Source organism: Paenibacillus sp. RC84, assembly GCF_041260495.1.
Classification (GTDB): domain Bacteria; phylum Bacillota; class Bacilli; order Paenibacillales; family NBRC-103111; genus Paenibacillus_F.
Map to the genome: position 1 here is coordinate 150,545 of NZ_JBGBYL010000004.1, position 14,017 is coordinate 164,561.

The 14,017-nt window shown below is 42.4% G+C and carries 14 protein-coding genes and 1 riboswitch; of the genes, 8 read left to right on the forward strand and 6 right to left on the reverse strand.

Annotated features, from left to right (window positions below; translation table 11 throughout):
* Nucleotides 1-56: 56 nt before the first annotated feature.
* Nucleotides 57-368, reverse strand: a complete 312-nt coding sequence (locus ABH899_RS10960; RefSeq protein ID WP_218230138.1) for a hypothetical protein — start codon at nt 366-368, stop codon at nt 57-59.
* A 437-nt stretch (nt 369-805) separates the two neighbouring features.
* Between ABH899_RS10960 and ABH899_RS10965 the strand changes: the two genes are divergently transcribed.
* Entirely contained in the window at nt 806-1,180 is a 375-nt protein-coding gene (locus tag ABH899_RS10965) for a phage tail assembly protein (RefSeq protein WP_369996107.1), read from the forward strand.
* Nucleotides 1,181-1,198: 18 nt separating this feature from the next.
* Nucleotides 1,199-1,894, forward strand: a complete 696-nt coding sequence (locus ABH899_RS10970) for a metallophosphoesterase family protein (RefSeq protein WP_369996108.1) — start codon at nt 1,199-1,201, stop codon at nt 1,892-1,894.
* 341 nt (nt 1,895-2,235) lie between these two features.
* On the opposite strand, the gene ABH899_RS10975 is transcribed toward ABH899_RS10970, so the two are convergent.
* Nucleotides 2,236-2,724 carry a hypothetical protein gene (locus tag ABH899_RS10975; RefSeq protein ID WP_369996109.1) on the reverse strand — a complete coding sequence of 163 codons (489 nt, stop codon included), beginning with the start codon at nt 2,722-2,724 and terminating at the stop codon, nt 2,236-2,238.
* Nucleotides 2,725-3,197: 473 nt separating this feature from the next.
* The gene (locus tag ABH899_RS10980) at nt 3,198-3,398 is read right to left on the reverse strand and encodes a hypothetical protein (protein WP_369996111.1); all 201 of its coding nucleotides are present in this window, start codon (nt 3,396-3,398) and stop codon (nt 3,198-3,200) included.
* Between the two features lie 210 nt (nt 3,399-3,608).
* On the opposite strand from ABH899_RS10980, the gene ABH899_RS10985 reads away from it, so the two are divergent.
* The 3 genes from ABH899_RS10985 (at nt 3,609) to ABH899_RS10995 (ending at nt 6,720) form a co-directional block, all read left to right on the forward strand.
* Nucleotides 3,609-3,995, forward strand: a complete 387-nt coding sequence (locus tag ABH899_RS10985; protein WP_369996112.1) for a hypothetical protein — start codon at nt 3,609-3,611, stop codon at nt 3,993-3,995.
* Nucleotides 3,996-5,444: 1,449 nt separating this feature from the next.
* The gene (locus ABH899_RS10990) at nt 5,445-6,203 is read left to right on the forward strand and encodes a DUF6973 domain-containing protein (RefSeq protein WP_369996114.1); all 759 of its coding nucleotides are present in this window, start codon (nt 5,445-5,447) and stop codon (nt 6,201-6,203) included.
* Between the two features lie 76 nt (nt 6,204-6,279).
* Nucleotides 6,280-6,720 carry a hypothetical protein gene (locus tag ABH899_RS10995; protein ID WP_369996115.1) on the forward strand — a complete coding sequence of 147 codons (441 nt, stop codon included), beginning with the start codon at nt 6,280-6,282 and terminating at the stop codon, nt 6,718-6,720.
* Between the two features lie 215 nt (nt 6,721-6,935).
* Here ABH899_RS10995 and ABH899_RS11000 read toward each other — a convergent pair whose 3' ends face one another.
* Nucleotides 6,936-7,271 carry a hypothetical protein gene (locus ABH899_RS11000; RefSeq protein WP_369996117.1) on the reverse strand — a complete coding sequence of 112 codons (336 nt, stop codon included), beginning with the start codon at nt 7,269-7,271 and terminating at the stop codon, nt 6,936-6,938.
* A gap of 622 nt (nt 7,272-7,893) precedes the next feature.
* Nucleotides 7,894-8,039, forward strand: a riboswitch (FMN riboswitch).
* Nucleotides 8,040-8,164: 125 nt separating this feature from the next.
* On the opposite strand from ABH899_RS11000, the gene ABH899_RS11005 reads away from it, so the two are divergent.
* Nucleotides 8,165-9,163 (forward strand): DMT family transporter, encoded by a 999-nt coding sequence (locus ABH899_RS11005; protein ID WP_369996118.1) that lies wholly within the window; start codon nt 8,165-8,167, stop codon nt 9,161-9,163.
* Between the two features lie 209 nt (nt 9,164-9,372).
* Nucleotides 9,373-10,425 (forward strand): DUF1835 domain-containing protein, encoded by a 1,053-nt coding sequence (locus tag ABH899_RS11010; protein ID WP_369996119.1) that lies wholly within the window; start codon nt 9,373-9,375, stop codon nt 10,423-10,425.
* A gap of 205 nt (nt 10,426-10,630) precedes the next feature.
* Here ABH899_RS11010 and motB read toward each other — a convergent pair whose 3' ends face one another.
* Both motB and motA read right to left on the reverse strand, forming a co-directional pair.
* The gene (motB, locus tag ABH899_RS11015; protein WP_369996121.1) at nt 10,631-11,431 is read right to left on the reverse strand and encodes a flagellar motor protein MotB; all 801 of its coding nucleotides are present in this window, start codon (nt 11,429-11,431) and stop codon (nt 10,631-10,633) included.
* The gene (gene motA / locus ABH899_RS11020) at nt 11,424-12,221 is read right to left on the reverse strand and encodes a flagellar motor stator protein MotA (RefSeq protein ID WP_009673662.1); all 798 of its coding nucleotides are present in this window, start codon (nt 12,219-12,221) and stop codon (nt 11,424-11,426) included. Before motA ends, motB begins: the two co-directional genes overlap by 8 nt.
* Before the next feature lie 429 nt (nt 12,222-12,650).
* Here motA and ABH899_RS11025 point away from each other — a divergent pair, with 429 nt between their 5' ends.
* Complete coding sequence (locus tag ABH899_RS11025) at nt 12,651-13,733, forward strand: VanZ family protein (RefSeq protein WP_369996123.1); 1,083 nt, start codon at nt 12,651-12,653, stop codon at nt 13,731-13,733.
* Nucleotides 13,734-14,017 lie beyond the last annotated feature (284 nt).

Sequence of the window (14,017 nt, forward strand, 5' to 3'; positions counted from 1 at the left end):
TTTAAGACGGATGGAACTTTAAATAACAACTAGGGGAGGAAATCCCTCCCCAAAGCTCAAAATGCCTTTACGAAAACGTCGTATGTAGTGATTTGTCCATTTTTATTTACACTAATGAGAGCCTGCCCAGGTTGTAATCCCTTAACATACGATTGGAATTCTACGACAACTGCATTCTGGGGATTATTAAGAATGGTTACATATCCATTTGTGTTATAAACTTCACCGATACGCAGGATTAAAGTTTGATCTGCGTGAGGCGATACAGTACTGGCATTGGCATTTACTGGGGACGCGAACGCCCCGACACTTCCAAAAACCAAAGATACTCCTACTAGGGCGCCAATAGTTAATGCTTTGAAATTCATAAATAAGTTCCTCCTTTAATTTGATACTGTAAATATACCATATTTTGGTATTTATACCATGGTCAATTAGACTCATTTAGACGCAAATTTATTGTAGAAATACGATGAATGTTGACTTATTTTCCATCCATAAAGAAAGCTGTCGAAACTTTCTCGACAGTCTGAGCAGGTCTTTCCACGTTAGAGGGCAAGCTGCTAGCTGATTGTTTTTCTTTCATAAGCGTTATCTCGAACCATTCGGAAAAGATCCTTACGGAAAAGTACCAGACGTCTTCTTAAGAAAAGTTCGATAAAACAATTCTTTTACAATGTCTGTAATATTGTGTTAAGTATAGTTTGAAGATTAACTTTAGCTGTTGCAGTTCTAACACCATGCTATTTCTTGAAAAAAGTTAAAAACACCATTGCAAGAAAACAATTCGAAGGGGGCTTTTTTAATGGCATTTAAGACAGAATATGAGTTTGAATTACCGAGAGGGTTTGAAGATAGCAGTGGGAATATTCATAAAAAAGGGGCAATGAGACTTGCAACAGCCGCTGATGAAATTCTACCCATGAGAGATCCGCGCGTTCAAGCAAATCCACAATATTTAATGGTCATTATCCTTACAAGAGTTATTACTAGATTAGGCGACCTTCCAATGATTGACACGAAAGTGATTGAACAATTATTTATAGCTGACCTCGCATTTTTGCAAGATTTATATCAGAGAATAAATAAAGATGAAAAACCTGTAATACCTGCCACTTGTCCAAATTGTGAGCACGAATTTATTGTTCCGATTCCAGCTGGACTTAAATGGGACGACTAGAGTAACGGTGAGAAGCACATGATTTATATAACCGGAGACATACATGGAACGATAAGCGTGGGTAGTAGGCTTAATAAAAGGAACTTTCCAGAACAAAAATCCTTAACGAAAAAAGATTACGTAATCGTTGCCGGTGACTTTGGTTTAATATGGGATGGGAGTAGAGAGGACCAGTACTGGCTAAAGTGGCTCGACAAAGAAAAGCCTTTTACGACTCTGTTTATTGATGGGAATCATGAAAACTTTGATTTGCTGGAACAGTACCCTGTTGAAATTTGGAATGGTGGGAAGGTACATAAAATCAATAACAGCGTTATTCACTTGATGAGAGGACAGGTATTCACGATAGAAAATAATAAATTTTTTACGTTTGGTGGAGCTGCGTCACATGATAAAGAGTATCGTAAAGAAGGGAGGTCTTGGTGGAGGAGAGAAATGCCTTCTAAAGATGAATACGAAGAAGGTTTAGAAAATCTTAACAGGAATAATTGGAATGTAGACTATGTGATCACGCATACTTGTTCTACTTCGGATCTGGATTATATTTCATCGCTATTCAATATTCACATGGAGAAGGATGAAATGCATCCTTATTTTTATGAGGTTGAACAGAAACTGAAGTACAAACGGTGGTATTTTGGCCACTTTCATCAAAACGTTGAATTGCCAAGGAACAAGCGGCTTATATATTCGGACCTTATAAAAATACAATAAAACGAATCATTTATGATACGTATCCAACACTTCTTCGGGGCAGTCGCTATAAGATGTTTACTCAAAAGATTAAGTAAATTTTATCATCGTTATTCACCCGCTTCGTGTTCATTTCCCCCCCTCCAAAAAAAATGATCAAACCGCTGTGCAATCAAATTCATACAATTCACGAAGCAAAGTATAAATGTACATAGACTGTGTTGGATGAGATGAGAGGCAGCGGTTTGGTAAAATTCTGAGCACAGACAAGCATTCAACAAACATTATCGGACTATAAATTTATTGTTTTATCAAACAGCGAATTTTGTGTGTTCCCAGTATATAAATCTTTTAAACTTTAATTATTTTTCGTACGCACGGACAAAGCCATTTCCCGCAGCCCAATAAGACCCAGTGTTTTTAATAATGAGTCTATAGGTTCCAGGTTTAACATTTGTCCAACCGATTGTTTTGTTGTTAGAAGTAAGAAGTTCTCGCACCGAAATTTCGCCGGCTTTATTTTTTGTAGTTGTTTCTTCTAAATCATAAGCCATATCGGCTGACCAAGCTGTTCCCTGACCTTCTCTGTCTTTGGTTTCCCATTGAACAAGCGTAACGTAAACATCTGAGCTTTTATTCGTGGTAATAGTTCCGTTTGAAGGCAGAGGGCTGCCGCTTTTACTAAGCATCGAGAAGCTATATGAAAATCCTGTACGATCTTCTTGGGTGGTAATGATGCTAGGAACGCTTAAATTTGAAATGTTATCAGCAGTAGCGTATGTATTTCCGGAAAAACTCAAAACTGAGGCTACAGCGAACGAAAACAATGCGACGGCTTTTACTTTTTTCATAATGATTTGTCTCCTTTATCCTTTTAATTTTAAATATACTGAGAACACATGTCTATAGTACTATCAATAAACAAAAATGTAAATAATTTCATGGATATACTTTTTGTTATTTACAATAATTTAAAAGAAAAATTTCTGTCTATATTTTAATTTATCCGTTCTAAAGATAGGGCTTTGATGCAACAAGAGTCCCTGCTAGAAAGCAAGGACTCCCGCAAATCAATTTATTCTTACTACAGTAAAACTATCGGTCTCCCAATCGCCAAGCCATGTATCCCAATCTCCATATGCATAAATTTTAAGCAGGACTTTAATGGATGCTTGTGAATTAACGGGAACTATATTAGATACAGCCGCGTCGAGAGTGACTGAGGAACCTATTGTTCCACTTCCTACCTGAACCATCTGAGTACTGTTCATCAGATAGAGTTGGGAGTAAGCTGCACCAGCGGTTGACTTTTCTGCTGTAATTTTTATTTTGTTCGTGCCCGGTCCGTAACTGTTAACGTCCGTGTAAACCCTTGCCTGATTTTATTTTTAGTTTGCCATCCTGAATCTGCCAGAGGTGTAATTAATCCTTGAGGAGATACAGCATTTTGTTCTGCAAGAGCTACGGAAGATACAGAGCTGAGAAGTAAGGCGGCCGCTAAAAATGAAACAATAGATTTTTTCATAGTAACCCTCTCTTAAATGTAAATACTTGTACATATTAGGATGAATTACTTTAGTTTTATTTGTAAACATACAATCTACATATCAATTCTCTTAAAATGTTAATAGTCAACTAAAAATTATGTTTAATAATGGATATACTTATATTCTATATAAATAAGTTATAGAGAATGCTATATTCATGGGGAAATAACAAATAGGAGGTTGTAATAATGAAAAAATCATTGGTTACATTTGTATTGGCTGGCGTACTCTCTCTAGTTGGCGTGTCTGAAGCTTTTGCTGCAAATCAATATGAGTATGCATCTTTAACAAACAATCAAAACGGTGCGACAAACTATGTTGTTGGTCAACATGCATACGGAAGATGGACGCTTCAAGTAACAAGCGGCACTGTTAAGGCACACCTATATGAATCGTGTCCAGGTTATCCTTCATTTATGTATTTAGAATCGTTAACCGTTACCGCTGCTTCAGGGAAAAGTGCCGAAAAATCAAGTGACTATTATATGTCGGGTGGATGTGCATATCAAGTTGAAGTAAATAATGTTGAAAACAGTGCAGTGAGCTCAAAGATACACATTAGAAACTACAAGTAAACTATTGCTTTTCCTTGCTCCTCTTAACGAATAATGAGGAGCAAGGACTTTAAATAATATAAATCTGTTCAGTATGGTTATGGCAATTACTGCGAAAATAGAAGTTGTGTGGGGAATGATTGGAATATGACAGAGACAATGTAAACCTTTTGCAAGATAGTTTAATAAATTCGGAATAAATATCAGAGATGGGATATGGAAATTTTTGTACTGAATCAAATAAGATAAAGGATCAGAAAATGAAGTCATTTTTATAGCTGCGCGTCTTGGGGATTGAGCCGGTCAAAAGGAAGTAATGATTTAGCGGCTTTCTCTAGAGAAAATGCATCTTACACAGAATAAAAGTAAGGAAATTCTAGAATTAAAGAACAGTAAAATCAATAAAAATTGAATTTTCATAAGAGGCTACAATTAAGTAGTACTCGAAATATTTCGAGTTGTAGAAGCTAAGAAGCATATCGTCTACGATAAAATGAAGACCGAAGAATCGAACGTAGGAGAGTTTTCAGAAAATTGTTTTTAGCAATGTTCAAGAAATTCCCTTGCAAGATAAATTGATCAAATTATATCAAAGCGAATTTAAAAAGAACAACCGACTAGAAAAGAAACTGAATAAGGAATTTACTGAGCTGCGTTTCTTAAACTTAAATGAAATAAAAGAATGAAACTGTACATTGCGGGCATTAACCATAACGATCCAATGTGTCGGAAGCAATTTTAATTGAATGGATGCGATTGATAAAAGACGAGAACACAGATAACCCAAGTTTTGTAGCGCCTGAGTGGGACGACAAATTTTTAAAATGGTGAAATCTCAACGCGCAAATTCTCTGGAAATGATAATAAACGAATGGGACTTTTTGTTCTTAGAAGAAGCAAAAGACTTTTCATTTTCTAAATCCACCAATTGTATGGTTAGACAATGGCAGAGATTTCGACGAAGCTGTCGTTTCTAATTTCTCTATGTACAGAATGAGTTACTTAAAAAAACTTAAACGCTGATAAAAATAGACAAACCTTTCTGAGGAACTTAAGTACAAAAATAAGGGAGGATGCTATTAATTTGGTAGGGGACAATCCATCTATCAACAAAAAGCGGGACAGAATATTTTATGAGGCGATTGAAGATCAAACTGAGAATAAAGAAAGAGCCTGGGGAAATCGTTATAGTTGGATCAAATCATGCTACAGATACACCTAGGAGCATGAGAAACTTATTGGAGCAACGCGGGCATCAATGTATTGTTAATCTCATTGATCCCATTTAAGGTAATAAAATGAGTCTTACATATATTAAAAACATTCCTATACAAGGTTATATTCAATCGAACTGAGCTAATATATAGTAACATAAAATTACAAATTTAACAAATACATAACAATATTCCTATTTAATATACCTTATATTTTTGGTAATATATGGAATAATATAAAATAGGAGTTGATATTTTGTTTAGTTTATCAAAGACAGCTTTATCTCTGCTTCTAACAACAGTTGTAGTCGGAGCAACGCCAGTTGTTTCTGCAAGTGCTCTAAGTGAATCAAAATCTTTTGTTACAAGCGAAGAAAATCAGCAAGGTTTAAGCATTCCATCAACAATAGAGGAATTGCTAAAAGATCCAAGATATAAAGATTTGACCTTTACTGATGGGAGTGTCAGTTTATACAAGAGACTCGAATCTCTAAAAAATGAATATCTCAATATCACCGCCGAACAGGTCACTGATATTTATATGAAAGAGCGCGGGATCGGCTATGAAGAAGCTAAATCCATATGGATGGAACTTACACCTGCCGAGAAAGCTTTAGCTATTTCAAATCCTATAATTGCTGCGATTATTGATAGTTGTAAAGAAAAAGCATATTCTTATACAAAGACAAATTATGGTAAAAGTGGACAGGGAGATACTAGTGATGCATTCCGTCACGCTGTTTGGAATGCTCTGATGTGTAAATATGCTGGTAAGCAATGGGCTTGGTCATACGGAACAGCACACGAGCAAAAAGATGATGCGTACTACAATAAGGTATTCGAAGATGGTTATACCGGAAGGCAACATACTACTATGGATCTTCACAACAACGAAAAAGGGAGAGATACATGGAGCATATTGACTGACAGTATTGCCTGGACAAGCGATGGTGATTTGCAAAATAGAGTTATCGCTAAGATAAATGCAGGTGAAATGTATATACTTCACAATTAATAGTATTCTAGTAGAGATACGGAATAAACTCTCCGTATCTCTACTAGAATATCAACATTGAGAAAGTAGGCAAAAAATGAAAAAATGGATAGTCATACTTTTATCAGTTGCAGTATGTATTTCTGTATTATCTTTTTTATATTTGTTTAATGGGAAACCATTACCAGAAGCACCTAGAGCCTACATTAAAAGTACGAGCATAGTTATACCAGTGGAAACCGCATCGTATTATTGGAAATTTGGTAAAGAAAAGAACATGTCCCCTTGGTATGCAGTCAAAGATAAAGAAGCTATAATCGTACCTAAAAATTCAACAATTAAGATTTCCTTTAAGAGAGAACCGGATGGTCCTCCGATTATTAGACAAGTCATTACTGACAATGACAATAGAGATATAGAAACAAAGAATTCTAACGAAATAACAGTACCGTCCTCAGAAGGAATTTACATGTATAGTATTAGTGCAGACTGGTCTGAAGGAAGCGCTCAATATGCAATAAAGGTGCATGTTAAGTAAAGCTTATGCATTAGGTTAGACGAATTTAGAATGATCGTTAGTGGACTCGTTTGCAAATATAGTAACAGGAAAAATAAAAATCAGTGCCATTACTAAAGATAGTATTTTTGAAATATTTTTAGACATTCTAACTCTCCCATGTATCGCCGGCCGGCTAGGTAAATTTGCCGTATTCATACAATTGAGTCAAATGTGTTAATTTTTCCTTTAAATTATTACTCAATGTGTTTTTGTCCATTCCTACTTGATTGATAGATCTTTCCATCTGTATCTTCACTATAGTAATAAGTGTTCTCAGCTTCATCGTTAAATTGAACCGCAACTGCATAATCATTAATACCAACAAATTTTTGCGCCTTAACTGTTTTGAATGTGTAATCATTTGATTCGAATCCCTTGGTACTAAGATGTTCTACCGTTCTTTTTTCAAGAGATTGACTAATTGCAGTGTTAATTTTTATTTCACTTCCGTAAAAATCTCCAATAAAAAAACCTACAGCTGACATGAAGACAAATAACACAATAAGCCAAATTTTACGAATAGTTCCCACTCCCCTTGGTGGAATAGAATAAAAATTCGAATAGAGCGAGTCCTGTGAAACGCACTCACAGGGCTTAGAAATGATTCTTGAAATGCAATCAATATACTATATATAGTAAAATATGTAAAGTTCCACATTGGTTAATGAAAAGAGAAATTGATGAATGGATATTTATATAAATAAAAATATGAAATACATAATAATCGTGGAGACGATTAAGTATGGTTATGGATTCTACCACTAAGTTTTAACAGCAGAACAAATTATTCAGGTTCTAGGCTTTGGAAGAAGGAACGACTATGAATTTTGAAGAACCTCCTTTTTCCAGTTAGTCGGATAGAGAAAAGAGATACGATAAACACATTTAAAGACGTGATTTTCAATTGGTTAAAAGGCAAAGAAAGCAGGGCATAAGCCCTTGCTTTTTTTATTTTAGAGTGTTAATATTTCAATTACAGTTAAGTGTTCTTAGGTCGGTTTTGTGGTAGGATTTTGGTAGGAAACTTGTTGATATCAAAGGAAATGACGAGTAATCAAAGTAACTGAAGATTTCTCGGAAATCCAGCAGTATCAAGGGTTTGGGTAACCAATGAATATTACAGGTCACCAAAAGAACATACGAAATTGAATATTGAACCTTCGGGGTAGGGTGAAAGTCCCAACCGGCGGTGATGGGTACGCAAGTACCCTAAGCCCGCGACTCCCGGCTGTTACGGCCGGGACTGACTTGGTGCGACTCCAAGGCCGACGGTAAAGTCCGGATGGGAGAAGGTGAAAAGCAGCTTCATTAAAATTTTTATTTTAATGAAGTCTGTTTGTCGATGCCCCCGTTGAACTTCCAGCGGGGGCATCGTCTCTTTTCGGAAGGTTCAATTCAAAACATTCCACAGGGGGTTTTTGAATTGGAGAATGCTTTAGGTCTTAACGGAAAGTCCGCATTAACGAGAGGAAAAGGGATCAACGGCATCTGGTATGTCGCGCTGGGCGCCACTTTGTGGGGGCTTGATCCGCTTTTCCGCATCCTGCTGCTGAAAAGCTTAACATCGGCGCAGATCGTGTTCATCGAACACCTGCTGCTCGCCTGCTACGCGCTTCCGGTCCTGATCCGGTACCGAGAACAACTGACCGGGAAGCTGACGCTGGCTGTCATCGGCGCGCTGCTGTTCATTTCGTGGGGCGGATCGGCAATCGCCACGATTTTGTTCACGTCGGCGTTTGCTCATGGGAGCGCGAATGCCGTGCTGCTTTTACAAAAGCTTCAGCCCTTATTCGCGATTACCTTGGCGCGCGTACTGCTGAAAGAAGCTCTGCCGGCCCGATTTTTTAAATACATCTTTTTCGCACTTGCGGGCACGTATTTGCTGACGTTCGGGTTTCAATCCCCGTCGCTGGGACTCAAAGATCTGGGCACCATGAGCTGTCTGCTGTCGATTCTGGCCGCAATTCTCTGGGGCGGGTCCACGGTCATGGGCAAATATTTGCTGCAAAAAAATCTCGATTTCCCGATCGTAACTTCGCTCCGGTTTTTACTGGCCATTCCGCTGCTGTTTATCGTGCTGATGGCGAGCGGGGACGCCTGGCAGCTTCATAAAGCAACGGGCGAGTGGGCGCTTATTGTTGTGAACCTGCTGTTCCAGGCGTTTTTCCCGGGGCTGATCAGCATGCTGCTTTACTATAAAGGGTTGTCCTCGACCAAGGCGTTTCTCGCGACGATCGCGGAGCTGTCCTTCCCGGCCGTCGGTGTTCTGATCAACTGGCTCGTATTCGATCAGGCTCTGACAATCGGACAGTTGGCCGGCTTCCTTCTGATCTGGTCCACGCTGTGGTTTATGGGACGCACCCCGGAAAGTAAAGCCGCCGCGTCCGGCGCCAACGAGAAGCTAGACGCTTCGGCCGTTTAATTGCAACGCATCCAAAAGACTGCCTAATCGGCGGTCTTTTTTTATATCCACCGAAAGCGGAGCTCCACTTGCACGGAGCGAAAGAATTGAGTTTAGTTGAACTTCAGGCAGGTGTGCGGGAGAGTATAGCCGGATTTCCGGAAGATACTATGCTAAAATAAATACAGTACCATTATTTTACATAACCCCGCTAAGTGAGGTGTACGGAAATGAAACGCTCGGTTATGCTTGACGAGATTCATGCCCTTCATCCCAATGAAGCGAAGGGCCTACTGCTGCAAATGCTGGAGCAAGCACAGCGTTACGAAGAGCTGCCCGAGAAAAAACATGCCCTTCAAAAACAAATTTTAGAGATATGGAATGGTCACTTGGCCCGAAAACAGGCGGAGAACGAGGGAGAAGCAGGCCATGTCCACATTGTGATGGGACTGTCCGATGCGGGAGCTTTGAAGTATGCGCTCAGCAGCCTGGGCAGGAGGAAAGAAAGCGAGATCCTCGCGTTTAACGATTGTTTTTCCGAAGGGCCGATCCGGGAGCTGGAGACGGAGAAAGGGCGGAAGTTCCGGCTGGAATGGATGTCCGAACGTTTCAGGGAGTATGGGCACGCCCAGCTAACAGGGATCCGGCACGGTTCAGATACCATTCTTGAGACTATGCGCGGCTTACCCGCCGATAAGGACATTACAATCTGGACCGGTAATCACGCCCACGAGCAGATCGGGATGCGTCTTGCCCTGTCTGTCCTCCGTGATGCTCCGAATAACGTCTATATCGGCCAGGTTTCGCAGCTGTATGAAGGGATAGCCGCCCGTTTCGATCCGGTGCCGCATTCTTACGCATTCGGCTTTCTTTCCATAGAAGCGATTGAAGAAATCGTACGGATTCATGAAAAGCAAAAGCAGCCGCTGTCAGAGCAAGCAAGGCAAGCATACATCCGGGAATGGGAAGAGCTGTCGGCTTCCGATGCGAAGCTTCATATCTGGTCGGACGGCAAAATAGTACCGGCTGCCGAGGAGAGTTATGACGAGGCGCTCGCGGCTCTTGTCGGTCAAATGCAGCGTGGCAGCAGTGATGACAAGGAGGAGTTCGTCCCGGCCAGCCGGGTGATTATGGAAGCGCTGGAGAGCTGGGGCGGCGCCGTTATGATAGAGTTCATCGAATACCGGCTGTGGACGTTGATTAGCGATGGACGGCTAAGGTTCAAAGGTGTGCCGGCTGCCATGCAGTCTTATAAAGTGGCGCTGGCCGAATCATCTTGCTAGGCAGAAAATGCAGTTCGCGGCAGTTATCCGATAAAAGCTCCCCGAATGCAAAAGGAAAGCGCGATTCGAAACCGCGCTAGCACGCTAAAATGCCGGGTGTGCTGAGCCGGCTCCGCATCGACGGCGGCCAAACCCCGCACACTGTCCCCCGGCACTCAAAAAAAGCAGGTTCCCCTCATTGATCGGGAACCTGCTTTTTTGAGTGCTACTCGCCCGCGGCGGTTTTTTTCACATCCGACGCTTTGATGCCGCGCATAATGCTAACCTCGACGCGGCGGTTTTTGGACCGGCCTTCGGACGTGGCGTTTGAATCCACCGGCCGGTACTCGCCGTATCCGATCGAGCGGAATCGGCTCGGATCGATGGCTTTATTTTCAAGCAAAATTTTCATGAAATTCAGGGCCCGCCTGGAGCTTAAATCCCAGTTCGAATCAAACTCCTTGTTGTTGATCGGCACATTGTCGGCATGTCCGGCCACTTCGATCCGGTATTTCGGATATTGGCTCAGCATATCGGTCATGGCCTGGGCCAGAAGGCGAGATTCCGGTTTGATTACGGCAGACCCGGAGGCGAACAGCGCTTTGTCCTGGATCGTGATCATTAACTGGTCGTCGTTCAGGGTCGTTGTCAGCTCGGAGCCCAGCTTGTTGTCCGTGATGTATTGATCGAGCTTCTGTTTAAGCTTCTCGAGATCGGCCTGCTCGGCCTCGTACTGCTTTTGCAGTGCTTCGCTTTCCGAAGGGTTCGGGTTGTCATGCTTCTTGAGCGCGGTACTGGTGTCCTGGTTCAACGGGATTTTGGCGGAGGTTTCGAATGTCCCGGTTCCCCCGGTAAAAGCGGAGTTCAAAGCCCGCATAATACTGTCGTATTTTTTCGAGTCCACCTGGCTGGAAGCGAACAAAATAATGAACAGGGCCAGCAGAAGCGTCAGAAGGTCGGCATAAGGGATGAGCCAGGACTCATCCAGATGCTCCTCATGATGTTCTTTCCTGTGCTTTTTACTCATTGTCCATACCCGATTGTTTCGAGGAGTCCTCGTCTTCACGCTGGGAGCTTGGAACGAATACGAGCAGCTTCTGTTTGACGGCGGAAGAAGAAATACCGGCCTGAATGGATAGGAGTCCTTCCACCATCATCAGCTTCAGCATGACTTCTTTTTTGGATTTCTGTTTCAGTTTATTGGCGATGGGATGCCAGAGAACGTAACCGGAAAAGATACCGAGAAGAGTCGCGACGAACGCCGCGGAGATCAGATGGCCGAGCTTCTCGATTTCGTTCAGGTTGCTCAGCGCCGCGATCAGGCCGACGACCGCTCCCAATACCCCCAGAGTAGGGGCGTACGTTCCCGCCTGCGTAAAGATTTGAGCGCCGTTCCGGTGCCGATCTTCCATAGCCGCAATATCTTCCATCAACACTTCGCGTACGAAGTCCTGATCATTGGCGTCGATAATCATCCGCATTCCGCTTTTAAGGAAGGGATCGTCAATTTCGTTCACTTTTTCTTCAAGAGAAAGCAGGCCTTCGCGGCGGGTAAGAGCTGTCCAGTCCGCCACCATATTAATGAGGTCTTTTTTGGGCATAAGCTTTTGCTCGGTGAAAACGATTTTCAACAGTTTAGGAAAATTTTTAAGTTCTTCGCCCGAAAATCCGATAAAAAGAGTGGCCGCCGTCCCGACGAAAATAATGAGCAGAGCGGCGGGGTTGAACAGAGCAGTCAGGCTGGCCCCTTTCAAAACCATGCCGACGCCTACGGCGATAATTGCCAGTATAATACCAATAATAGAAGATTTCTCCAAAGTTCGCGCACCTCTTCGTTGTAGGTTGTAAGACCTATATCGACAAGGGTACTCATAAAGTTAACAGTTATTTTCAAGTTCTCGCAAGTGTCACAAAAATCACACAAAACGGCGAAAAATAAGCTTTTTTGGCGTTTTTGGATCGTTTTTAAAAGGGATTTCCGCTCTGACCGGCGAAGGCTTACTGAATAATTTCGACCTGATTCGACACATTCCGTATTACGCACGATGAGTACTTTCAACGGGGACAAAAAAAGATTTTGATAAATTTTTCTCATTCCGGATTTGGAAGATGTCCGGCTTTTTCGCGATGCTTTCCGAAAGTTTTTTTAACGTGCATACGCAGTCGCGACTTATGGCATGATGTGCATAGCGGCATGACTTGTGCTAAAATCAGATTTTATCAAATCTCTAACAGCAGGTGTTTTCATGTTCAGTTTCTATTTGTTTCCGATTTCGTACGCTTTTCTAACGTTTCCGATTGCGGCGGTCCTGTTTACGCTTCCTTTTCTGATCGTCCAGTACCGCAAGTACGGGTATGTACACTTTTACAGGGCTTTGCTGCTTTACTTGTTTCTTCTGTACATGATGAATGCCCTATATCTGATCATTCTGCCGCTTCCTCCGAGCATCCACAACGCGCCTCCGGCGGTGGAGTCGTATGCCCAGTGGATTCCGTTCCACTTCCTGGAAGATATTCTCAAGGAAACGGCCGTAGTGGCGGACCAGCCGCGCACCTATCTGCATTTGCTGAAGGAACGGGCGTTCCTTCAAGTACTTTTTAACGTGCTGCTGACGGTGCCGTTCGGTATTTTTCTGCGGTATTATTTCCGTACAAGCTGGGTCAAATGCCTGTTGTTCTCCTTAGGACTGTCTCTGTTTTTCGAAATCACGCAGGTCACCGGCCTGTACGGCATCTACGATTATCCATACCGGCTCTTCGATGTCGACGACATTATGACGAATACGGCGGGGGGCATGATCGGATTTGTGGCGGCGGAATGGCTTTCTTCCCTGCTGCCGAAGATCGAATCGCTCGATGACAAAGTGGACTTGGCGGTCAAACGCGTCACTTACACCCGGCGCGGACTGGCGTTCCTGTTCGATTGGTTCGTGATGAGTCCGGTACTTGCCATTTTGGCTGTACTCAACGTACCGCTCCCTTATGCGGCGGGCGTCGTGCTGTATTTTATCGTGCTGCCTTATTTCACGAACGGCCAGACGCTCGGCAAATGGATCGTCCGCATCCGTCTCACAGGCAAATCCGATAAAATAACGATCTATGAGCTCTTCGTCCGCTACGGGCTGCTGTATCTCTTCGTCGGGGGACTGAATCAGCTGTACATCCGGGCAGGGATCGAGAATCTTCCGGATATCCTGATGGTCATTGCGACGTTCGCCATGTTCCTGTTCAATGCCTGGTTCGCTATCCACGTCCTGCGCTGTGTATTCAACCGCAACCGGCAGTTGTTTTACGAGAAGAAAAGCGGTACGCGGCATGTAATCAAATAGGAAAGCGGAAATGAAAAGTAATCAAAAGCAGCCTCAGCCTCTCTTATAGGGACTGGGGCTGTTGGAGCAGGATTTTACAGAAACTGATCCTGTTTTAACCCCAGGCAGATTCTTTTTTTCGGCCGAAACCGCTATATTTAAAAGAGGACTTACAATGAAGGCGCTTCCTCTAGGAGGAGCCTTGAAGCGGAGGGAACCGGAATGAAGAAGCCCGTCGATATCGGTATCGTGCTGAGCCAGCTTGACCTGGCTTGGCAGAAATGGCTGGATTATAGGCCGCCGCA

Coding starts and splice junctions, on each gene's coding strand:
- ABH899_RS10960 (WP_218230138.1), bottom strand. CDS start 368: ATGAATTTCAAAGCATTAACTATTGGCGCCCTAGTAGGAGTATCTTTG.
- ABH899_RS11010 (WP_369996119.1), top strand. CDS start 9,373: ATGAAACGCTCGGTTATGCTTGACGAGATTCATGCCCTTCATCCCAAT.
- ABH899_RS11025 (WP_369996123.1), top strand. CDS start 12,651: ATGTTCAGTTTCTATTTGTTTCCGATTTCGTACGCTTTTCTAACGTTT.
- ABH899_RS10980 (WP_369996111.1), bottom strand. CDS start 3,398: ATGAAAAAATCTATTGTTTCATTTTTAGCGGCCGCCTTACTTCTCAGC.
- ABH899_RS10970 (WP_369996108.1), top strand. CDS start 1,199: ATGATTTATATAACCGGAGACATACATGGAACGATAAGCGTGGGTAGT.
- ABH899_RS10995 (WP_369996115.1), top strand. CDS start 6,280: ATGAAAAAATGGATAGTCATACTTTTATCAGTTGCAGTATGTATTTCT.
- ABH899_RS10975 (WP_369996109.1), bottom strand. CDS start 2,724: ATGAAAAAAGTAAAAGCCGTCGCATTGTTTTCGTTCGCTGTAGCCTCA.
- motB (WP_369996121.1), bottom strand. CDS start 11,431: ATGAGTAAAAAGCACAGGAAAGAACATCATGAGGAGCATCTGGATGAG.
- ABH899_RS10985 (WP_369996112.1), top strand. CDS start 3,609: ATGAAAAAATCATTGGTTACATTTGTATTGGCTGGCGTACTCTCTCTA.
- ABH899_RS10965 (WP_369996107.1), top strand. CDS start 806: ATGGCATTTAAGACAGAATATGAGTTTGAATTACCGAGAGGGTTTGAA.